24 protein-coding genes and 1 pseudogene are annotated in these 20,065 nt (G+C 34.6%); 16 read left to right on the top strand and 9 right to left on the bottom strand.

Features of this window, described 5'->3' with window-relative positions; all coding sequences use genetic code 11:
* Positions 1-48: 48 nt before the first annotated feature.
* A complete protein-coding gene (locus BFJ97_RS09630; RefSeq protein ID WP_068984425.1) occupies positions 49-510 on the bottom strand; it encodes a GNAT family N-acetyltransferase in 462 nt (153 codons plus the stop codon).
* A gap of 591 nt (positions 511-1,101) precedes the next feature.
* Here BFJ97_RS09630 and BFJ97_RS09625 point away from each other — a divergent pair.
* From BFJ97_RS09625 to BFJ97_RS25105, 4 genes and pseudogenes are all read left to right on the top strand, one after another.
* Positions 1,102-1,431 (top strand): annotated as a pseudogene (locus BFJ97_RS09625) (phage holin family protein); the annotation flags it as partial.
* A gap of 6 nt (positions 1,432-1,437) precedes the next feature.
* Entirely contained in the window at positions 1,438-1,563 is a 126-nt protein-coding gene (locus BFJ97_RS25435) for a hypothetical protein (RefSeq protein ID WP_302621790.1), read from the top strand.
* Positions 1,563-1,769, top strand: a complete 207-nt coding sequence (locus tag BFJ97_RS25110; RefSeq protein WP_068984424.1) for a hypothetical protein — start codon at positions 1,563-1,565, stop codon at positions 1,767-1,769. The genes BFJ97_RS25435 and BFJ97_RS25110 overlap by 1 nt, the downstream gene beginning before the upstream one ends.
* A gap of 21 nt (positions 1,770-1,790) precedes the next feature.
* Positions 1,791-2,294: an SPOR domain-containing protein gene (locus BFJ97_RS25105; RefSeq protein WP_068984423.1), complete on the top strand. Its 504-nt coding sequence runs from the start codon at positions 1,791-1,793 to the stop codon at positions 2,292-2,294.
* Between the two features lie 106 nt (positions 2,295-2,400).
* Here BFJ97_RS25105 and BFJ97_RS09610 read toward each other — a convergent pair whose 3' ends face one another.
* The 3 genes from BFJ97_RS09610 to BFJ97_RS09600 all read right to left on the bottom strand — a co-directional run bounded on the left by BFJ97_RS09610 (position 2,401) and on the right by BFJ97_RS09600 (position 5,175).
* A complete protein-coding gene (locus BFJ97_RS09610; RefSeq protein ID WP_068984422.1) occupies positions 2,401-2,913 on the bottom strand; it encodes a DUF6609 family protein in 513 nt (170 codons plus the stop codon).
* 443 nt (positions 2,914-3,356) lie between these two features.
* The gene (locus BFJ97_RS09605) at positions 3,357-4,403 is read right to left on the bottom strand and encodes an Ig-like domain-containing protein (RefSeq protein WP_068984421.1); all 1,047 of its coding nucleotides are present in this window, start codon (positions 4,401-4,403) and stop codon (positions 3,357-3,359) included.
* Positions 4,404-4,560: 157 nt separating this feature from the next.
* Positions 4,561-5,175: a DUF3862 domain-containing protein gene (locus BFJ97_RS09600; protein WP_068984420.1), complete on the bottom strand. Its 615-nt coding sequence runs from the start codon at positions 5,173-5,175 to the stop codon at positions 4,561-4,563.
* 443 nt (positions 5,176-5,618) lie between these two features.
* Here BFJ97_RS09600 and BFJ97_RS09595 point away from each other — a divergent pair, with 443 nt between their 5' ends.
* From BFJ97_RS09595 to BFJ97_RS09580, 4 genes are all read left to right on the top strand, one after another.
* Positions 5,619-6,044: an acyl-CoA thioesterase gene (locus BFJ97_RS09595; protein WP_068984419.1), complete on the top strand. Its 426-nt coding sequence runs from the start codon at positions 5,619-5,621 to the stop codon at positions 6,042-6,044.
* An 11-nt stretch (positions 6,045-6,055) separates the two neighbouring features.
* Positions 6,056-6,430: a DUF423 domain-containing protein gene (locus BFJ97_RS09590; protein ID WP_068984418.1), complete on the top strand. Its 375-nt coding sequence runs from the start codon at positions 6,056-6,058 to the stop codon at positions 6,428-6,430.
* 655 nt (positions 6,431-7,085) lie between these two features.
* Positions 7,086-8,291, top strand: a complete 1,206-nt coding sequence (locus BFJ97_RS09585; RefSeq protein WP_068984417.1) for an EAL domain-containing protein — start codon at positions 7,086-7,088, stop codon at positions 8,289-8,291.
* 491 nt (positions 8,292-8,782) lie between these two features.
* Entirely contained in the window at positions 8,783-8,983 is a 201-nt protein-coding gene (locus BFJ97_RS09580; protein ID WP_068984416.1) for a cold-shock protein, read from the top strand.
* Between the two features lie 393 nt (positions 8,984-9,376).
* On the opposite strand, the gene BFJ97_RS09575 is transcribed toward BFJ97_RS09580, so the two are convergent.
* Positions 9,377-10,264, bottom strand: coding sequence for a LysR family transcriptional regulator (locus tag BFJ97_RS09575; RefSeq protein ID WP_068984415.1), 888 nt, complete (start codon positions 10,262-10,264; stop codon positions 9,377-9,379).
* Between the two features lie 116 nt (positions 10,265-10,380).
* Here BFJ97_RS09575 and BFJ97_RS09570 point away from each other — a divergent pair, with 116 nt between their 5' ends.
* Complete coding sequence (locus BFJ97_RS09570) at positions 10,381-11,778, top strand: MFS transporter (RefSeq protein ID WP_068984414.1); 1,398 nt, start codon at positions 10,381-10,383, stop codon at positions 11,776-11,778.
* 378 nt (positions 11,779-12,156) lie between these two features.
* Positions 12,157-12,423 carry a hypothetical protein gene (locus BFJ97_RS09565; protein WP_068984413.1) on the top strand — a complete coding sequence of 89 codons (267 nt, stop codon included), beginning with the start codon at positions 12,157-12,159 and terminating at the stop codon, positions 12,421-12,423.
* 289 nt (positions 12,424-12,712) lie between these two features.
* On the opposite strand, the gene BFJ97_RS09560 is transcribed toward BFJ97_RS09565, so the two are convergent.
* The 3 genes from BFJ97_RS09560 to BFJ97_RS09550 all read right to left on the bottom strand — a co-directional run bounded on the left by BFJ97_RS09560 (position 12,713) and on the right by BFJ97_RS09550 (position 15,603).
* Positions 12,713-12,937, bottom strand: coding sequence for a hypothetical protein (locus BFJ97_RS09560; RefSeq protein ID WP_068984412.1), 225 nt, complete (start codon positions 12,935-12,937; stop codon positions 12,713-12,715).
* Between the two features lie 676 nt (positions 12,938-13,613).
* Positions 13,614-14,123 carry a DUF3231 family protein gene (locus BFJ97_RS09555; RefSeq protein WP_068984411.1) on the bottom strand — a complete coding sequence of 170 codons (510 nt, stop codon included), beginning with the start codon at positions 14,121-14,123 and terminating at the stop codon, positions 13,614-13,616.
* Positions 14,124-14,604: 481 nt separating this feature from the next.
* On the bottom strand, positions 14,605-15,603 hold the full coding sequence (locus BFJ97_RS09550; protein WP_068984487.1) for an NADP-dependent oxidoreductase: 999 nt from the start codon (positions 15,601-15,603) through the stop codon (positions 14,605-14,607).
* Between the two features lie 176 nt (positions 15,604-15,779).
* Here BFJ97_RS09550 and BFJ97_RS09545 point away from each other — a divergent pair, with 176 nt between their 5' ends.
* Both BFJ97_RS09545 and BFJ97_RS09540 read left to right on the top strand, forming a co-directional pair.
* Entirely contained in the window at positions 15,780-16,115 is a 336-nt protein-coding gene (locus tag BFJ97_RS09545; RefSeq protein WP_068984410.1) for an ArsR/SmtB family transcription factor, read from the top strand.
* Positions 16,115-16,789 (top strand): type 1 glutamine amidotransferase domain-containing protein, encoded by a 675-nt coding sequence (locus BFJ97_RS09540; RefSeq protein WP_068984409.1) that lies wholly within the window; start codon positions 16,115-16,117, stop codon positions 16,787-16,789. Before BFJ97_RS09545 ends, BFJ97_RS09540 begins: the two co-directional genes overlap by 1 nt.
* Before the next feature lie 342 nt (positions 16,790-17,131).
* Here BFJ97_RS09540 and BFJ97_RS09535 read toward each other — a convergent pair whose 3' ends face one another.
* Positions 17,132-17,377: a gamma-type small acid-soluble spore protein gene (locus BFJ97_RS09535; protein WP_083226976.1), complete on the bottom strand. Its 246-nt coding sequence runs from the start codon at positions 17,375-17,377 to the stop codon at positions 17,132-17,134.
* Between the two features lie 185 nt (positions 17,378-17,562).
* On the opposite strand from BFJ97_RS09535, the gene BFJ97_RS09530 reads away from it, so the two are divergent.
* The 4 genes from BFJ97_RS09530 to BFJ97_RS09515 all read left to right on the top strand — a co-directional run bounded on the left by BFJ97_RS09530 (position 17,563) and on the right by BFJ97_RS09515 (position 19,942).
* The gene (locus BFJ97_RS09530; protein WP_068984407.1) at positions 17,563-17,784 is read left to right on the top strand and encodes a hypothetical protein; all 222 of its coding nucleotides are present in this window, start codon (positions 17,563-17,565) and stop codon (positions 17,782-17,784) included.
* A 425-nt stretch (positions 17,785-18,209) separates the two neighbouring features.
* A complete protein-coding gene (locus BFJ97_RS09525; RefSeq protein WP_068984406.1) occupies positions 18,210-18,575 on the top strand; it encodes a hypothetical protein in 366 nt (121 codons plus the stop codon).
* Between the two features lie 17 nt (positions 18,576-18,592).
* On the top strand, positions 18,593-18,808 hold the full coding sequence (locus BFJ97_RS09520; protein WP_068984405.1) for a hypothetical protein: 216 nt from the start codon (positions 18,593-18,595) through the stop codon (positions 18,806-18,808).
* 273 nt (positions 18,809-19,081) lie between these two features.
* Entirely contained in the window at positions 19,082-19,942 is an 861-nt protein-coding gene (locus BFJ97_RS09515; RefSeq protein WP_068984404.1) for an alpha/beta fold hydrolase, read from the top strand.
* The last annotated feature ends 123 nt before the right edge of the window (positions 19,943-20,065 follow it).

Raw genomic sequence — 20,065 nt, 5'->3', positions numbered from 1 at the left:
GAGCCGTAGTTAACAGCTCCTCATCATAATGAATTCTGTGTTCAACGTCTATAATTCAAAACGCATTCTATGGTTCATATCTTTGAACCCATGTTTTTCATATAAAGTTATAGCGCCAATATTTTCAGATAATACGTTTAACTCCAAGTATTCCAAATTGCGATTTTCTGCCCATTTTTTGGCTTCTAAAAGTAAAGCTGAACCAATTCCTTTACTTTGGTATTGGTTTCCAACAATTACATCGATAATAAAGGCATATTTGTGTTCAACCAGACATGAATATGGAGGTGTTATCGTTTCTTTAATAAGCAAAAAGCCTAATACTTGATTATCTTTTTCAGCAATTAAAATATCTGATTCGTTTTCATTTATTGAGTTCCTAATAAAGTTCACATCTTGTTTAGCAGGTTGCATATATTTTGGTTGTAAGATTGACATTTCTAAAAAAAGCTCTTGGTATAGAACCTCAATTTGTTGAACTTCATCTAGTGTTGCAATTTTTATTTCCATAGTATACCTCCGTTGTGTGTTTTTGTATCAGAAGACTGATAAATGGGATTAAGTAATATTTTACATTATTGGTTGATTAATAGATATATTTATAAATTAAACTACTGAACACTTTGAAGAAAGAAACTAAGAAAGGGTCACTCAAGATGGAAGTGACCCTGTAGAGGGATGATGTGACGGTCAACTAGCGTCACAACCTAGTAAGTGCGTGCTATACACTCAACGTTAATTTGTGCAAATTGAAGTTCCTTATACATTAAAAAAGCCGCAGCGTCGTCACACGCTACAGCTCAGAATTGGTAATGCCCTTTGAGGTTTCTCGAAATTATTATAACACACCGTAGGAGGGCAAAACCAAAGTGTCCTGAATGTAAAATTGAAGGTTTAGAACACATAGTATCTGAAGATAGTACTGAAGAATCAGAGAGCGGAAATCCATGGTTTAATGTTGCTTTTTGTGACAACTGTGGGCATGTATATGGTATTTTCAACAAATATACGCTTAACCCTCTTGATTTTATCGACGATTAACGTATTTAGCACTCTCAACCGAGGGTGCTTTTTATTTTGCAATCAAAAGGAGTGTACAGTATGGGAGGTTTAAATTTGGAGTATTTAGAAGTAGCACATTTATATTTATTTGGCGGGGTAAAGTTTTTACACCTATTACTATTGTTGATGGGTTTAGATATTTTAACTGGGATCATAAAGGCTATTAAAAACGATAATTTGTGGAGTCGAAAAAGTTTATTCGGATATGCACGTAAATTATTGGTTTTAATTGTTATTATCACAGCGAATATTATTGATCAAGTACTGTCGTTAAATGGAACGTTAACATTTGCAACAGTACTTTTTTATATCGCTAATGAGGCTTTATCTATAACTGAAAACATGGCTCAACTAGGTGTATTCGTACCTTAACATTTGGCTGAAAAGTTAAAAGTCATCGAGAGCCAATCAGAGGAACGTTTCACTAATGAAGTATTAAATGAGTTAGCAGGTAAAGACGTTGAAAAGGAATTGAAATCAAAAGAGGAGGCGAATAAGTAATGACAAGTGTAACTACTACATGTCGAGATTTGAGCGAATTAACATCAGGTGCACAATTAGCATGTCGGCTACTATTCCAGGAGTGTTATAAGGATGGTATATTCGATATTTTCATCACAGAAACTTATCGATCTCAAGGGCGCCAAAACTATTTATATGAGCAAGGGCGAACGACCAGGTTCCAAAGTTACATGGACAAAATCTAGTAATCATACGTCACGTAGAGCTTGGATATTGCTGTTGCACCTCCAAAAGATTTATATGACATTAAAACACTTTCTAGAGTAGGGGCAATCGCTAAAAAGTTGGGCATTTCTTGGGGAGGCTATTGGCCAGCGAATAATTATGACGCACATCATTTTGAGATTCCGAATAATTGGAAAGCACCTGTAGGTTATAAGTTAGAAGGTACTGTAATTGTACCATCCAACAGTAAAATGAAAGTACAACTGATTGTTAAAGATAAAGATCAGGCTGTTGAAGGTGTAAACGATGGAAAGCTGTACCGTGTACAATCAGGAACATTTAATACACAGTCTCAGGCAAATGCTGCAAGACAAGCACTTGGTAAGCATAATTTAGCGAAGCCTGAATGTGTACAGATCGTTCAAGATAGTGGCAAGTGGCGTTTTGTAACAGGCACGTACCCATCACAAGCTGTTGCAAATAATGCTATTGCTGAAATGAAACGTAGAAACATTTTAGTTTACGCTGAATCAATTCCAGCATAATTTTAAAGCCCAGGTCCTCATTTTTGAGCCTGGGCTTTTTTGTTCATTTATTATGCATATATTTGCAAATGTTCATCTAAGAGTGTTTTTGAAAAAGCTCCTTTTTTTAAAAATTAATTGGACTTAACTTAATAAAAATGCTTCCAAATAAAATTTTGATTAAGCCATCTATTACAAAAAAGACATCCAGACTTGTGTTTGTGAAGTTTAATCCAATGAATGCATTAATTATTAAACTGATTGATAGAAAAAACATTAATTTTCCATGCACTGGGATAAAAGGTAAGAAGTGAACACCTACAGCTAAAAGGATTAATAGCCAGCAAATTCTATAATCATTAGAAAATAAATTAATAACGAGAAAAACTAAAATAGATAGTAAAATAATTGAAAAATTAGACCACTTATTTTGTTTCGGTGTTCCAGAACTAATCGCTAATCTCTTTCTAGTTTTAGGGTTTAATTGCCAAATCATGCCTAATATATAAACGAAAATAAAAGGCCAAACATTTGGATATCCGTTATATTTTATTAAAAGTAAAAACATTGCTATGCCAGCAATTATTAGCCAAATTCCATTAATCTTTTGTCTTGGATATTTGTACGTTTGTGTTTCCATGTCTTATTCTCCTGCCTCGAACGTTTGAATCTGCTTTTTGTCTAAACCTCTACTAACATTTTCCTTCATCAAATGTTGGAAAATATTTAATTAATACAAAATTTCTTAAGATTACATCTTGTTGTCAACCTCGTTTCAAATAATAAAGATTTCTAGAACATTGGAACATTATAACATATTGAATACATCTTTTTGTCACAATTTTTCGGAGTGGGAAAAATATAGGGTTAAGGTGTTAAGAGGTTAATAAATTAAAGGTTTACCCTGTAAAACGGGTTAAAACAAATGAGCATTCAGTAAGCTAAGTATTAAAATTGCTGGGTAAGATGAAGTTCTCTGATATGCCAATCAAGCATTTAAGACATAGGTTGAGAAATTACTTTTAAGCCATATAAACAATGACCAAGTACTCGTTAAAAAGTGAGTACTTGGTCATTTTGTGTTTAATATTCTCTTACTTCAAATGAAGCAATCTTATCATGTACGATATATTCAGTTACCTTTTTATAAGGTGAAATTGTTTTTGAAAATTTGAATGTTGATTTACCTTGTGCACTATCAAACCATTTCAAATAGTCATTTAATACTTTATTAGTAACGTCATACTCTTTTGTTATACCGTTTACTAATGTAATGCTTAAAATAGCATTTGAAGAATCATTGATTGGTTTCTTAACAATTACTGTACTAGTGGCAGTAATATCTGTGTTTTCTATTTTTGCAGTAATTATTGCTTCACCTTCGCGAAGAGCCGTTACATTACCATCTTGATCTACAGTAGCAATTGATTCATCACTAGATGACCAAATTACTTTTGCTGTATCAGGTGTAACTGTTGCAATTAACTTATCTTGGCTACCTTCTAGAAGTTCTAATACATTTCTGTCTAATGTGATGGATTGAGTGTTAGGTTCAGATGGGTTTGAATTCTTTTCCATCATTTGAAGTTCGCATATTCCAACTCTGGCAGTACCAGATGCCCCATTAGCCTTGCTGATATTTATTCTATACTTGTTATAATAATTATTGTTATCAAAGGTAAAGCTTTGTTCGGGGTTCTTCGCCCAATCCTTTGTTGTAACATTATTTTGAGAATCTAATACTATCCATTCCGAACCATTCCAAGCTTCAAAAGTCCATGTGTTTGGGAATAATGTTGGAGAGGTACCACTATTATGCATTACGTATTTACTTATTGCTTTTGGAGTAGTAAATTCGTAGGCTAGCCAACCTGTTTCTTGGGTAGATGCCCAAGCAGTGTAATCCGTCTTATAATAACTTAGTTCACCATCGAATGCTAGCCAACTTGGTGTACTAATATAGTTATTCGAAGAGGATGCTTTACCAAATTCTGATTCAATTGAAGTCATTTTAGGTATTAAATTTTCTGAATAACCATCTTCAGCATGTGCATCTTCAATGTTATAGCTAATTAGTGCTAGCAGTATTAATGCTAGATAAATAAAACTTTTTTTGAATAACTTACTCATATATGTATCCTCCTTAAAGTTGTCAAAGGTAATTTCTTAAAAAAACCTCCAGAAACAACTTTAACCAAAAAGAGACTTCTTTACCATGATAAAAATCGTTTATTTTTGGTAAAAAAGTCACTCATTTAAAAAATAATGAGTGACTTTCCTTTATATATTATTCTAATCCCATTTGTGTTTTGTTCATCAATTTACCATCCTGAATGGTAATAGAAGCATTAGATAATGCTTTTTCGCCAGCGTAATTATACATTTTTAGATTACCTGATTCGGAAATTAAATCTCCTTCACCACCAAGAATTTCAAATACTTTAGCTTCTGGCATACCATTTTCAAGTTTATTAAACTCATCAATTGTTATTTTAACATCAGACGAACCCACACCAATTTGAGTTTTATTAATTAATTTACCACCTTGGAACATCATACTAGATGTTGAGAAAGTTCCATCAGTTTCAAATTCGTACATTACAGTATGATACGGATCACCAGCAACGCCTGTTTCTGAAATTACTTTACCTTCAGAACCGACAATTTTAACTACTTCCTCATATGTCATACCTTCTTTGATTTGTTTGAACTTTTCCTCTGTTAATTTATCTGATTTAGTTTCTTCTTTAGTAGCAGGTGCAGTAGTTTTTTGTTTAGTTGTATCTTCTTTTTTAGATTCTTCAACAGGTTTATCTGAAGTATCCTTTGTAGTATCTTCTCCACATCCAGCTAGTCCAAGAGATAGTACTAGTGCTGCACTAAAAATTAATTTTTTCTTCATTTGTAAAGTATTCTCCTCTATTGTATATATTTGTATCATTAAAATTATATCAATATTGGTAAGTGTTGTCAGTATTGTTTTTAAGGTACCCACTAATTTAATGGATAGTTCGTTGTTCTCAGATAATAGAAATGGACATAAAAATCACTCATTCGAAAAAAATGAGTGATTTTTTAATGATTATATATTTATAGTATTGTACCTGCTCAATGCTGTTGTATTTTATGTTTAAAATAATGGTACCCCACGGTACCCCAGAAAGTACCCCAATTAAAAGATTTTATACGAGTTTATATGGAATAGAGATAAACATATAATAAATTTGTTTTTTCATTAATCATCACACTTAATCGAACCATTGTTTTTCACCTCACAAAATTCAATAGAGCAAAAACCCGCCAAATCAATATTTTTACGCTATAATGAAGGACGAGGTGAAGAAAATGTTTGTTAGTGAGAAACAAATTGAAATTCGATATGCTGAGACTGACCAAATGGGCGTGGTGTATCATGCCAACTACATCATTTGGATGGAGATTGGTCGTTCACAGTTAGTAAATGATGCAGGCTTTGAGTATGCAGCATTAGAAAAAGATGGTTATGTATCACCAGTGATGGATTTATCCATTTCTTATAAGGCAGCTATGCATTATGGTCAAGTAGCAACTGTGCGTACATGGGTGGAAAAACATGATCGTTTACGTACAACATATGGCTATGAAATTTTACATGAAGATGGCACAATAGCTGCGACTGCTCAGTCCGTACATATTTTAGCGCATAAAGATACGTTACGTCCGGTATCCCTGAGTAAAATTGATCCAGCATGGGATGCGAAATATAAAGAAATCGCATGTGAGACGAAATAGGAGACGTATATATGGAAATGTTATTAGTTTTAGGGGCTATTATGGCTTGTCTTGGTGTTGTGCTAGGTGCTTTTGGGGCACATGCACTTAAAGATAAATTTGCGTCACCACATTATGCGGCCATTTGGGAAACTGCGGTACAATATCATATGTATCACTCATTAGGTTTATTGGGACTTGGTATTTTATCTAGTGACGCCCTTTTAGGAGCATCTAGTATGCTTTCGTGGGCAGGTTATTTAATGTTTGCTGGTATTGTGTTTTTCTCTGGAAGTTTATATGTTTTAGCCGTTACAGGCGTGAAAAAGCTTGGAGCGATTACACCAATCGGCGGTATGTTATTTATCGTTGCCTGGGTGCTAGTTGCTATTTCAGCATTTGCTTAAGAAACAATTAAATATCGATCTAAACAAAATTAAACGAGGTATACTAGCAGATGGTATGACCTCGTTTTTTTGCATGTTGTTTGAAAAATATGAAACATGTGGAGATCCCTTCATTTCACCGCTTCGTGTTAGAATGGCTATCATTTTATCATTGTGAGGGATTTTACTTTTTTAACATGAAAAGAAGGTAATGCGACAATAGCTCAATTACTCTGAATAAATGGGTGAACGACCGAAAATATAAGTAAATTGGATGAATAACTCTAATTATCACGGCATTCGTGGCGGTTAGTTGCATAAGTTATAGTGATAAAGAAATTTTTACATTCTTTACTCAGCAGTACAAGAAAAACAGTGATCCTTATTTAAAGTGATGGTGAATTTAGCAAATTTAATGTATTAGAAACTTAATAAAGTTTTAGGATCCCTTATTGTGAAAATGAATTGGTAGCTACCTCGTTCTAAAAAGAGTTTGGTAATTTTTATCTGAAAATTCAGAACTGTTATTCCCATCAAATTTTGCCAAGTGAAGTTGCGAATTTACCATAAACGAATTATTATACAGTCAGAGAGCTTTTTTTATGAAATGAGCTGTGAATGTAATGCTATTCTTGAGTAACAGTTTTGGCGTTATTCATGTATGGGGGTTTCGACAATGGACGCAATTGAAGTGTTAACAAATTTAGATCAAATACATGGGTATTTTCAACCTATATTTAGCGCAGATGCGCATACGGTGATTGCCTACGAAATTTCCGGACAGTTACAAATTGAGGGTCAACAAATTAATTTAAAAGATTTTTTAAATAATGAAGATATTCCAGAAGAGTACCGTATTGACATGGAACATAAAATTCTACATGCTGCTTTAGCCAGAATAGAAGAAATTGCACCGGAATTTGATATTTATATTCCAAGTAATCCGAACGTACTGATGCAGGATTTTGGCGAAAGTCACTTTAATATTATTCAACAATATATAAGTGAAGAAGAGTTACATCGTATTGTGTTAGTTGTTTCTGAACACCGTTTTTTAGGTGACATTAATAAGTTGCATCATGCACTACGTTATTTTACGACTTTTGGTGTGAAAATTGCTGTGCAAGAAGTGGGAGCGGAGAGTCATTTAGAACATATTGCTCTATTATCCCCACAAATTTTAAAGGTTAATATTCGAGATTTAAATTATGATTCTTGGTCTGCGCAGTCGGATATGATATCAGCAATAGGTAGTCTAGCTTATAAAATTGGCGCAAACCTCTTATTTGAAGGAATCGAAACTGTTTATCAATTACAGTTTGCCTGGAAAAATGGGGGGCGCTTCTATCAAGGGCGATACTTAGCAAATCCTGCACTAACATTTGTTGAGAAGGATATCTTAAAGGAGCGGTTTAAAGAGGAGTGTCAGCAATTTATTACTACTGAAAAGAAAATATTAAATGCGCAATATTTTCAACTGAAAAAACTGCGGGAGGAGCTAGAGGCAATTGTTCATCGTATTAAACCTTCTAGTGATAACATCTCACATTTAGAGCATTTAGCTAAGTTGTTGGATAGTTATTCATTCAGATTATATATTTGTAATGAAGATGGCTTCCAGCTATCTCCAAACGTAATGCGTATAGATGGACAGTGGGAATTGCAGCCTAGTGCTATTAAGAAAAACTGGAGTTGGCGTCCATATTTCCTACAAACCATCATTAAAATGCGCAACGATCAAAGCGGGGAAATTTCAGAGCTTTATCGAGATATTGAGACAGGGGAAATTACGAGAACGTTTTCGATTGCTATCAACGAGCATGAGTATTTGTTCGTCGATCTTTCCTATGATTACCTTTATGAACACAATATATTTAGATAGCCTTATAAATGCTTATATATCAATGTTTCAGGGGTACAAATTAAATTTGTACCCCTGAATTTGAGTGAAAATAAGTAATTTACTCAAGTTTTATTAATGATGTAAGAATTTTAGTGGCTTTTAATTCTTCATCATCAAGCGAATGTGCATATGCTTTCATTGCCATTTCAGGTGTATCTCCCAGCATACGGTAGATGCGACTAGAGCTAAGTTCGGTCCGTCTTTCTCTTTTAAGAGCTATGTCTTTTACTGATGCTGGAACAGCGCTTAAAAGTCATTTAGCTTAGTTGATAGTTAATAAATTTGCTTTTACACTATACAAATATGTTTTTTTAACATATAGTTGATGTAATAGAATCGTTTACAAAGGAACAATGAATTCACATATTACAAAGAGTAATCGTGTTTTGTTAGATACTTTTTGTAATATGTGAATTTTTTCTTTTGAAGTAGTATGATTTTATTTAATACAATTAATGGAGGTCATTTAAATGGCACAAGGTACAGTGAAATGGTTTAACGCAGACAAAGGTTTTGGTTTCATCGAAATGGAAGGCGGGAATGATGTATTCGCTCACTTCTCAGCTATCCAAGGTGACGGATTCAAATCACTTGAAGAAGGTCAAAAAGTTGAATTCTCAGTAGAAGAAGGCCAACGTGGACCACAAGCTGCAAACATCGTAAAACTTTAATTTTTAATGAAGAAAACCACTCTTAGTTGAAGTGACCCCTAAAAGTTAGACACGGTTATTTCATTAAGCAGCGGTTTGGGCATGAGTTCGATATTGTATCGGGCTCATGCCTTTTTATCTTGCCTTAATTCTTTTTGTATTGTAATACGTTATATATGTTTGTACCCCATTTTGCACCCCAAATTTGGGTAATTAAAGTGATTCATTAATGGCTGATGACGCGAACCTTTTTGAACATTTCAACTTTCACTTTGGATGTGTTCTTCTTCCGACCATTCTTCTCATAAAATCTCAAAGTTCTGATTTAGTAGTTGAATAAAATTTTACCGTTGTAATTATTGTGCTCAACCCACATAATAACCAATCGAATCAGTATGAATCATGCTGTAATATTTAATCGGACTGGTTCGATATTGTTTCAAAATAGTCCAGAACGACCTCGTGGAATTCCAAAGAAGCTTGCGTCATGTACCGACTTTTATGCCATAGTAAAGCGATATCGCGTACAAGTTCGTGATTCTCAACTTGAAGATATTTAATTTTTTCCCATGGCATCTTTGCTGTGCTTGGTATGAAAGCAAGTCCTATTCCAGCTTCTACAAGATTGATCAGCCGTGTAGGTTCATCGCCCTCATACACATATTTAAGGTCAATTCCGGCCGATTTACATACAGAGTCCACTAAATCGCGAGTGCCGTAGCCTCTCTTCACACCGACAAAGCATTCATCCTTTAGTTCTGTCAAAGTTACGCTACTTCGGTCTGCTAGCCGATGCCCAATAGGAACAGCTACAAGAATGGGATCAACGAAGACAACTTGACATTCGATGTCTTCCCCTTGGATAGGAGGGGACGATAAGCAAAAATCGACTTCACCTCGATGTAAAAGCGTGACCATTTCCAGCGTGGTGAGCATTTGCACATGAAATTGGATATTAGGCCGTTTTTTACGAAACTCTCGCAGAATCTGGGGCAATGTGCTTGCTGTGGTTACTGCCAGCTTGAGTGTGCCAAATTCTGCGCTGGACAAATCGCTAATCTCCTGCTTCCCTTGTTCCAACTCGAACAAAGCCCTTTCCACGCGACAAAGGAATTTGTTGCCAAACTCATTCAATCGCAGTTTCCTCCCTGTTCGATCAAATAATGGTACCCCTAAATCTTCTTCCAGGCGTTGAATCGTTTTACTTAGCGATGATTGCGTAACGTGGAGACTTCGTGCAGCTTCGGTTACATGCTCTAATCGAGCTACCGCTAGAAAATATTGTAGTTGAAGAAGTTCCATTTTTTTCTCTCCATTCATTCCTTTTGATCAATGATAACATAACTTGAAATGCGTTGGAGTGAATGTTGAATTTCAAGTAAGATATCAATATAACAAATATACGAGGGGGGATAAAAATGAATTCTTGCAGTAGGTGGTTAATGATATCCGTTGGACTAGGAATATTATTAAACCCTTTAAATTCATCGATGATTTCTGTTGCTATTGCTAGGTTGCAACATGTGTATCGCATTGATTTTACCACTGTTTCTTGGATTGTATTTTCTTTTTATATTGCTAGTGCTATCGCGCAACCTGTAATGGGGAAGGCTAGCGATTTATTTGGTCGAAGGAAGATATTTCTGGCTGGTCTTGTTGTATCCTTGGTTTCTTCTATTCTGGCCCCGTTTTCTCCGAATTTTGGATGGCTTATCGTATCCCGAATCGTGCAATCAATCGGAACTAGTATGCTGATCGCAGTTGGAACAGCAATTGTACGCATTCATATTACAGATAAGCAAGCAGATGCGTTGGCAGGATTATCGATTTTTCTATCCGGTGCGGCAGCTATAGGACCTTTTGTAGGAGGAGTACTTATTCAGTGGTGGGACTGGCCAGCGATCTTCATCGTCAATATTCCGTTTGTAGTGGCGAGCTTTCTTTTAGCTTGGAAAATGATTCCTAAAGACGAGCCGGTAGCATCGGTTTCACGTGACATGTCGCTTCGAAAATTATGGAGTGTAATTGATGTGTCAGGAATTCTGCTCTTTGCGGTGGGACTGATTGCCCTTCTAGTTGGCTTGCTGTCAGCGAAATCATCCGGGCATTTCTCTATGTGGAATATCGTTGTTGGGATAATCGGCCTCGTTGCGTTGGGGATATTCGTACGACATGAGTTAAGAACGGTGTCGCCCTTTATTCCTTTGCACACCTTCGCCAAATATCCTGCGATGACTTGGGTCAATATACAATACATGCTCGTTAACTTGCTTTATTATGCACTCTTTTTCGGGATCCCATCATACCTGCAAATGGTGCGGCATGTCAGCGAATTTCAGACAGGTATTCTTATGTTAACCTTGGGCTTGAGCTCGATCGTAGCTTCGCCGATAGCTGGAAAATGGGTCGGTAAATCGGGACCCAGACCTGCATTGATCGTATCCTCATTATTGATGGTAGTTGGTTCAGTGTGGATCGTGACATGGACGCAAAATTCACCGGTCATCAGTGTGTGCCTGGCGTTAGCTGCATTCGGTTTTAGCAACGGGCTAAACGCTGTTGGTATGCAGGCGGCTTTGTTTAATAGCTCTCCAAAAGAAATTGTTGGTGTAGCATCTGGCCTATTTAATACCTCGAGATACTTGGGAACAATTTTATCTTCACTGTTGACAGGCATCATCATGGGAGGGGAGTTCAACTTTACAGGATTTCGTTTGCTTGGAGTTTTCCTAACGGTCATTGCATTGTTCTTAGTATTTATAAGTCTGCGGCTCAGATATTCAGAGCAATTGGACGAACTGAGTACAAGTAAGTAAAATAAAAATAGGAGTATAGTGACAACTGTTGATATCAAGGATTGGTCCACATGGAATCGAGCTTGGCAGGAAATGCAAAAGGATCAACAACCCCAAGGAGAGAAAGTCATCCAGTAGTGCAAGGCGAGAGCGCAAAATTTCGCCGCGAATACCCTTGGAAATGTAGGTCAAAAACGGACGGAACACGTAAATTCAAAGGATAGCGTCTGGAAAATGCGTATTTACAACTCTAAGCCTATTTCACTGATGATTTTACCAAAGTATTCAAGGTGTTGATGGCATTGATGATTATCTTGAAAGCACTCGCTCTTTGAAGCTGATGTAAAAGTTGCGATTGCTAGATATTATGGAATGTAGTTTATACGGAGGAAATATAAAGTGAAGAAAGAACTTATGAATTTAGAATTACCAGAGCGATACATTGAAAATCTTTTTGAATATCAACATACGCTCGATGGTGTTCCAGAATGGATTGATTTTGCAGGAGAAGGTTATTCGATGCAAAAGTACCGTAAATTTTTGAAATTATATACGATTGAGAGAATGAAATACATCTTGAACGAAGCTATTCAAGATGATGAAATGGTTGAAGTGAATAAACTGATTCAGGAAGCCATTCAAGAATATAATGAAATGAGCACTTAGCCACTTATTAAGAGAGCTGAGTGTTTTTTATTTTCATGTAAAGTATGTCATAATCAAATGCTTAGAAAAAGTGTGACTCAATATCTGGGAAGAAAGCTTTCGCTTTGATGTTTTTTTATGGCATTGAACATTATCACAATGTAACTCTACTTATTGGTTTTAGATTTGCGGTAGTAATACGTAATCTGTCCTCTTCTAATTCACTATCATATTCTTTCTTATGTTTCCGCACACCAATATTTATATCGTTTTTGAGATGCTTAAGCTTCAGCCTTTTGATTTAATTCGGCTAATATAACGGTTGTTGCATATGACAAGATGGGAACCCGTTAACATCGCTAATCATCCGAAAGTCGTATTGTTTTAATGCAAATTGACTTTGATATAAGTATTCCATCACTTGTAATTTCCCACCAGAAACCCCACACAATACTCCAGAAGTTCCTTGACCATTTGTAAAGGAAACACCAACTGGCTGACCTAATAAAAATCTAATCTTATATTGCCAAGGCATGTTTGCCACTCCTTTCAATTGCATTATATGTTTTTGGAAAGTATTGGTGCTTGTTTGATAAAGATTCGAAATAACGGAAAAACAATGTGCAGGAGGACAAATTTGAAAACTAGTTTATTGGTAATGGTTAACAAAGTTAAAGAACGGCTCATTATCATAACGTGTGATTGATTTCCGTTAGGACTTATAGCAAAGGCATATATCTAAACAAATGTCATCAGCAACTTTTGGTGAAGAGACTAAAGAACATAAAGAAAAGCCGATTGCAAAATGCTTTTGAAGCAATTGCGCAGTAAATAGATGAAGTTTTCTAAGGAACAGTATTGGAAGGGAAATCAAGAAATTACTCGATATTAAGCCATAAGACGAAGTTCTTGATCCATCCACTCCAAAAGAAATGTGGGTAGTACTTATCTTTTAGAAAATATTGAAAAAGGGCGAGAAGAGACGGAATAGAGCCAGGTGGCAGTAACATTACATTGTGATTAATACAGATGAGCCATTAATCGATGTGATTGTAGAAGTGATGAAAAAACATGGACGTTGTGATTAATCGAAAGAAAATGTGCAGTAGTGGGATAGCGTTGTACAAAACATTCTGGAGCGATGAATAAGGTAATAAAAAGGAAAAAACCCCAGTTTATACTGGGGAGACGGTTTGTCAGGTAAATAAATATTATTTTTCTGGATAATCTACGTGTAATGGTGGTGGAACTAACCAACCTTTACTTTTATTAAGACGTAGTAGTTTAGCGCCAATTTGAGCTTTTGCTACATGGAATTGACCATACATTAATGCGATATCTTCTCGAGTAGAAGTGCCCATCGCTTGACTGCATGCAACTAATCCAGCAGCTAGATCGGCAGTAAGCGCTGCGCTTATTTCTGGATCATTAAACTTTGCTCCTGGAGGGATATCTTCCAGTCTGGCTACAGGTCGTTCAGGTGGAGCAGGAGGTAAACCAATACCATTAGTTTTTAGGATTTTTTCAAATTGTTTTACTTCTTCCCTGCAAAGTTCGATTATATCTTCAATAATTTTTTTTAGATCTTCGTCACCTGCGTGATTATAAAATGTTTGATATCCAGCAATCATACCATAGTCTGCAACTAAGCCTGACCAAACACTAAACACTTCACCATAATGCAATGGTTCATCTTTTGGATTTCCGCTAAGTATTCCCATCCTACACTTCCTTTTCTGGTTTTTCGCCATTTTTTTTAACAAGGATAGTATGGTTGAAATGAAAAAATTTATTCTTATAAAAAAACAAGGTTACTGAACAATTTCTTTCTTATCAAGACCTCATTTAAAAAAGATAGGAAATTTAAAGGGTTCTATATATTAGATAGGACTAATATGTAGAACCCTTTCTTTTTTTACTAAAGCACCCGTTGAATAAGAAAAGATAATCTTACTAAAGAAACGTATTTACTTATGATATAATTCTCCACCCTTGTTTTAAGTGCATTTTTAAAAATTTGTTCAAAGAATTATCTATATGGGGGTTCTGTCACACTAATATCTGTTAAGAAAAGCTAATCCTCCAAAACGAGAAAATTGGCATCTCCATGTGAAATTAAGTTAATGAGAATGTAGTGCTCCCCTTATAAAGGTACACTCACTAATAATTCTACTCTTACAAAGTATTTATTTATATTAGCTATCACTTTATTTTTACAATAACTTTCCCCTTAGCTCTACCGGACTCGGAATATTCAAAAGCTTTTTGAATGTCATCCATTAATACTACTCGATCAATAATAGGTACAATTTTTTTTGCTTCAATAAATTCCCGGATAATTTCTAGTTGTGTTCCACTCGGCTTCATAAATAAGAAATGATATTCTACTTCATACTGTTTTTCCAGATCAGTCAGTTTTCTAGTAGCAAATTTAAGCAGTAATGATTTCCATAAATTTAAACCATACGCTTTGGCAAAGCGATAGTTAGGTGTACCTGAAAGAGATACAATTTTCCCACCAGGCTTAAGAATTTTAAACGAATTTTGTAATGCTTCCCCGCCTAATGTATCGTAAACATAATCATAATCAGACAATATATCTTCAAAATTCTCGTTTTTATAATTGATGACTTTATCCGCACCTAAACGTTTAACTAGTGCTTCATTTCTACTACTCGTAGTGGTTGCTACGTATGCTCCCATTAACTTTGCTAATTGAATAGCAAATGTTCCTACACCACCTGAACCAGCCTGAATAAGTACTTTATCATTCGGTTTTATTTGCATAATATCATAAAATGCTTGATAAGTGGTCAAGCCGATTAATGGAATAGCGGCAGCTTCTTCAAAACTTAAATTTTTTGGTTTTATAGCAATATCATCTTTATGAATGGCAATGTATTCTGCAAATGTTCCAATTCTAGACTTTCTTGGTCGGCCATATACCTCATCACCTACTTGAAATTCAGTTACACTTTTCCCAACTTTTACAATAACCCCTGAAAAATCATTACCTAAAACTAGTGGCATTTTATAGCTTAACAGCATCTTTACTTTACCATCACGTACTTTATAATCAATGGGATTTATACTTGCTGCATGGATCTCTACTAATAAATCATCAGAAGAAATCTTCGGAATTTCTATTTTTGTTAATTCTAAATTTTTTTGACCATAGCGATGGATTACTGCGGCATTCATATATTTATTCATTGTTGTAACCTCCATTTTCAGTTTAATGGTTTAATCATTTAAACTAATGAACATATTACGGTGGAATATTTAAATTGTCAACCATAGCAGCATCTACTGATTTTTTGACAAAAATAAAGACCGATGGTTTAATGGTTTAAAAATACAAACTAAGGAGAGGGCTTATGGAAAGATTAGAACAATTAAAAAAAGAATTTAACGATATTAGCGACTTTCTCATTGCTTTAGGTGATGAGAAACGTCAATCTATTATCATTACGCTTTTACAAAATAATTCATGTAAAGGGCTACGTGTCAACGATTTAACTGATGCGACTCAATTATCACGGCCAGCAGTGTCACATCATTTGAAAATTTTAAAACAAGTTGGGCTTATCGAAATGCGTAGTGAAGGAACTAAAAATTATTATTTTCTATCGCATACAACTACCGAAATTGATAAGTTAAAAAATTTATTAAATCACGTTACAACTATTATTGAAAAAAGTGAGGGGAAATAATGAAGAAAATTTTAGTAGTTTTAACTAACATAACAAGATACGCAAATACAACTGAGGCTACAGGATTATGGATTGGTGAAGCTACTGAATTTGTTGAGGAAGTTACCAAAAGTGGACTTGAAGTAGATTATGTCAGTCCTAAGGGAGGATTTGTACCTGTTGATCCACGTAGTATGAAATATGCTGATGAATCCACATTTTCTATCTATGAAAGTGAAGATTTTCAAAATCGAGCATTAAGAAATTCTATGCACCCTTCAGAGGTTAATCCCAATGATTATATTGCGATTTATTATACAGGTGGCCATGGTGTTATGTGGGATTTTCCTAATAATCCTGAATTACAACAAATTAGCTTAACCATTTATAATAACGGTGGTTATATTGCATCAGTTTGTCATGGTATAGCAGGTTTATTAAATATTAAAGATAAGAATGGTGATTATCTTATTAGAAATAAGAAGATTACAGGCTTTACTACAACTGAGGAAATTTTAAGTACTAAAAAATCTATTGTACCATTTTTAAACAAAGATATAGCTATTAAGCATGGGGCAATTTTCCAGAAAGCTAGAGCCTTTCGTTCTTTTGTGGTGCAAGATGGCAACCTAATAACTGGTCAAAATCCATTTTCAACTAGAGAAGTTGCTAAAAAGTTGCTAACTAATTTATAAATTAATTAAAGTAATAGCGACTTTAAAAAGATGGTAGGAGTAAGAGAACACAGACTCGATTTGCACTCTAGTAGGAGGCAGGCACCATACATCCACCATCACTATCAAACTAAGGTTTTTACACTTTCCATAAAGCCCAAAAAACGTTATTCTTTCTGTAGGAATTATAAGAAAGGATGGCGTTTTTTTTATGAATTTAACTAACCTGCACCGTTAGTTGAATAAGAAGGGGAGAATCCTCCCTCATAACTTCTTATAAACTTCTGCGTAAGCAACTTTCAGTGTTCAGCAGGTGAAAACAAAAAACCGGCAAAAAGGGTTGCCGGTTTAGGATCAATCAACTTAATTTGTATTGTTATCGTAACCATTATTTGCATTGCTACCAGAAGCTTGGTATTTGTTAGCTTCTGCTTGTTGGATTTGTTGTCTGACTTGGTTAACATCAGTCTCAGTCCCGAATTCTTCGTTCATTGAGTTCATTGCATTCGGAGTTGCGAATCGACCGGATGCTTGATTTTTGTTAGCTTCTGCTTGTTGGATTTGTTGTTTGATTTGGTTAACGTATTGGTTGTTGTTATTATTTGGCATGGATTTCACCTCCCGAATTTAGTCTGTTCAGAAAATGTTTTATTATCCTTAGATTTTTTCTGATTTGAAAAATTACTGAATCAACAAACTATATTTAATAACCAAAAATCCATAGATATTCACAGAATAAAATATGGCAATGTTGCTCACGATAAGCTGAATATTTTCTCAAGGAGATGGATTTAATGTTCAATCGTTTATCAGCACATAATGGCGTATTTAGATTACCACCAATACAGCGGAAAAACGACACAGAGTTAGATATTGCTATTGCTGATCTTGAAGCAAGAGGGTTTCGTTTAGTAAGGCGTGGTACTCAAAACGAACGATTCAAAACGCTTAATCGAAATAAATGTGATACAACATGCAATAAAGTCTGGGCCGTTATGGAAAAACTTATGTTTTGAACGTTTTGAGAAAAGTTAGTTAAAAAATAAAAAAAGCAACAGCGAAGGGAAAAGCTGTTGCTTTAAATCAAGAGAAAACTTCATGACAATATAAATACACAGTTTGTTTATTTATACATAAAAAAAGCCACGGCGGTCAACCAACGCCACAGCCTTTCTAAATGCGTGCGATACACTCAATATTAGTGTATGCAAATTAAAGTTACTGATACATTTAAAATAGCCACAGCTTGATCAGACGCTACAGCTCGAATTGGTTTATGCCCTTTATGGATAGCATCTAATATGGAATGAAGACATACACATATTACTGTAGAGAAAATATTTAAAGACAGAATCTACCATCAGTTCTTTATTTTTGTTAAATGTTGTATAATTTTCTGGAGGTTGGAATTTTAACTTTTCATTATTTGGGGAGGATAAAAATGTTTGTCACAACATTAAAATTAGAAGATTTAAGTGATAATAAGATTTTAATCAAGTTACCTCGTAATAATTTGTTTAAAATACATAATTTTTATCTACTAAGTGAATGGAGTACTAATCGTTCAGGTTCTATAAATACTTTATCTATTTATGTAGATGTAGAAGATAAAGAAAAAGCGAATAAAGATATACGTTTTATGATAGAATTATTAAATTTTATGTACAATATAGATTTAACTATTACTACCAGTTATATGATCTCAGAAACGAAAAATTTACCAATGACCAAATGGATCCATTCTAACGAAACTAAAAACAAAAAAAACTTATCAAAAAATCTCTACATTATTATTCTCGCTCTTTAAAGTTATCAGAACTTGAGTTGTATGAAGAAGCATTTTTATCTGTATACAAACCTATTAAATTAATTTCTAATAATGTTTACAAAAATCATCATCAAAAAGATTTTAATGATGCCATATCTTCAGTAGTGCCTAATTTACTCAAGGAATTATTTGATGAAGAATTTAAAGAGGAAGGAAAAGATAATGATATTAATAACTTGATAGTTCCGAGAAGGAATATTAACGCAACGTAGAAAAATTAAAAATACCCTCCTTTTTTTAAAATTGGAGAGGGAGGTTGATTATTGCGGTAAATTAGTTAGACTTCGGAATAACGCTGCTTCACATGGGAATTCAAGAAATGCTAATATAGGGATCTATGAATATGTAAACTGTATGATTCTAAGTAAGGAAATTATCACAGCATATCTTTTAGGTGAAAAATCTGATTTAACACAGTTAGATGTAAAAAGAAAAGATTGGTTTAAAAACGCTGCAATATTCAATGATAGGAGGGAGAGGACCAGATGAGTATATACAAAACACAATCGGGAAGAGAAATGTCTTTAAAGCTTTATGAAGCTCAATTGAATAAATTGGATTATTCATGTAAGGATGTTTACGTTCATACTCGTTTTGGAAGAACCCATATCATTGAAACTGGCAATCTATCAGGTGAACCATTGCTTGTATTTCATGGCGGGAATAGTACGACTGCCTATAATTTACTAATGTATAGATTCTTGCTTAAGGATTTTCACATCTATGGCGTTGATATTATTGGTCACCCTGGAAAAAGCGATGAAGTGAGCCTCTCTCCTAGAAATTATGATTATGGAAAGTGGGCAAATGACGTTATAATAGGACTTGGATTTGATAAAATAGCTTGTTTTGGGGTTTCGTTTGGAGGTGGAGTTTTGGCAAAACTGATGTGTTTCGCACCGGAAAAGATAGAAAAATCCGTATTAATTGTGCCATCAGGTATTAATAATGCCTTTCCAATCAGTACCGTGAAAATGATGATACCACTACTTAAATATAAACTAACAAAGATGGAAAAATATATAAAAGAAACAGCTTTATTTATGGCTCTTAAAGAAGAAGTTCTTGATAAAGATACTTTGGATATGGTGAAAGATAGTTTTGATCATGTAAAAACAAAAGTAGGGATGCCATCCAATGTGAATGAGAGATTAATGCAACAGTGTAAAGCACCGACACTTATTATGGCAGGAGAAAAAGATTGTTTATTTCCCGCGAGAAAAGTATTACCAAGAGCAAAAAGAATCATACCAAATAACACAGTTCATATGCTAAAAGGGTGCGGACACATGCATATGTTGCCAAAGCGTGAAAAGAAAATGATCGTTGATTTTCTTAAGAAGTAACTAATGAAGTACACCAGCTGAACAAACTATATAGATGACTGTAAAATAAAATTCGATTCTATTAATTCATCATTTTGGGTAACCATTAATGTAAAGTAAGAAACAATATTTTAGTTCAGATGA

It is taken from the genome of Lysinibacillus xylanilyticus (assembly GCF_001708185.1).
In the GTDB taxonomy this organism is placed as follows: Bacteria; Bacillota; Bacilli; order Bacillales_A; family Planococcaceae; genus Lysinibacillus; species Lysinibacillus xylanilyticus_A.
This window is presented reverse-complemented; position numbering and strand designations above follow the sequence as displayed.

Excerpts from the sequence above, each read along its gene's own strand:
- BFJ97_RS09630 (WP_068984425.1), bottom strand. The coding sequence starts at position 510 with ATGGAAATAAAAATTGCAACACTAGATGAAGTTCAACAAATTGAGGTT.
- BFJ97_RS25110 (WP_068984424.1), top strand. The coding sequence starts at position 1,563 with ATGACAAGTGTAACTACTACATGTCGAGATTTGAGCGAATTAACATCA.
- BFJ97_RS09610 (WP_068984422.1), bottom strand. The coding sequence starts at position 2,913 with ATGGAAACACAAACGTACAAATATCCAAGACAAAAGATTAATGGAATT.
- BFJ97_RS09605 (WP_068984421.1), bottom strand. The coding sequence starts at position 4,403 with ATGAGTAAGTTATTCAAAAAAAGTTTTATTTATCTAGCATTAATACTG.
- BFJ97_RS09600 (WP_068984420.1), bottom strand. The coding sequence starts at position 5,175 with ATGAAGAAAAAATTAATTTTTAGTGCAGCACTAGTACTATCTCTTGGA.
- BFJ97_RS09595 (WP_068984419.1), top strand. The coding sequence starts at position 5,619 with ATGTTTGTTAGTGAGAAACAAATTGAAATTCGATATGCTGAGACTGAC.
- BFJ97_RS09590 (WP_068984418.1), top strand. The coding sequence starts at position 6,056 with ATGGAAATGTTATTAGTTTTAGGGGCTATTATGGCTTGTCTTGGTGTT.
- BFJ97_RS09585 (WP_068984417.1), top strand. The coding sequence starts at position 7,086 with ATGGACGCAATTGAAGTGTTAACAAATTTAGATCAAATACATGGGTAT.
- BFJ97_RS09580 (WP_068984416.1), top strand. The coding sequence starts at position 8,783 with ATGGCACAAGGTACAGTGAAATGGTTTAACGCAGACAAAGGTTTTGGT.
- BFJ97_RS09575 (WP_068984415.1), bottom strand. The coding sequence starts at position 10,264 with ATGGAACTTCTTCAACTACAATATTTTCTAGCGGTAGCTCGATTAGAG.
- BFJ97_RS09570 (WP_068984414.1), top strand. The coding sequence starts at position 10,381 with ATGAATTCTTGCAGTAGGTGGTTAATGATATCCGTTGGACTAGGAATA.
- BFJ97_RS09560 (WP_068984412.1), bottom strand. The coding sequence starts at position 12,937 with ATGCCTTGGCAATATAAGATTAGATTTTTATTAGGTCAGCCAGTTGGT.
- BFJ97_RS09555 (WP_068984411.1), bottom strand. The coding sequence starts at position 14,123 with ATGGGAATACTTAGCGGAAATCCAAAAGATGAACCATTGCATTATGGT.
- BFJ97_RS09550 (WP_068984487.1), bottom strand. The coding sequence starts at position 15,603 with ATGAATGCCGCAGTAATCCATCGCTATGGTCAAAAAAATTTAGAATTA.
- BFJ97_RS09545 (WP_068984410.1), top strand. The coding sequence starts at position 15,780 with ATGGAAAGATTAGAACAATTAAAAAAAGAATTTAACGATATTAGCGAC.
- BFJ97_RS09540 (WP_068984409.1), top strand. The coding sequence starts at position 16,115 with ATGAAGAAAATTTTAGTAGTTTTAACTAACATAACAAGATACGCAAAT.
- BFJ97_RS09535 (WP_083226976.1), bottom strand. The coding sequence starts at position 17,377 with ATGCCAAATAATAACAACAACCAATACGTTAACCAAATCAAACAACAA.
- BFJ97_RS09530 (WP_068984407.1), top strand. The coding sequence starts at position 17,563 with ATGTTCAATCGTTTATCAGCACATAATGGCGTATTTAGATTACCACCA.
- BFJ97_RS09525 (WP_068984406.1), top strand. The coding sequence starts at position 18,210 with ATGTTTGTCACAACATTAAAATTAGAAGATTTAAGTGATAATAAGATT.
- BFJ97_RS09515 (WP_068984404.1), top strand. The coding sequence starts at position 19,082 with ATGAGTATATACAAAACACAATCGGGAAGAGAAATGTCTTTAAAGCTT.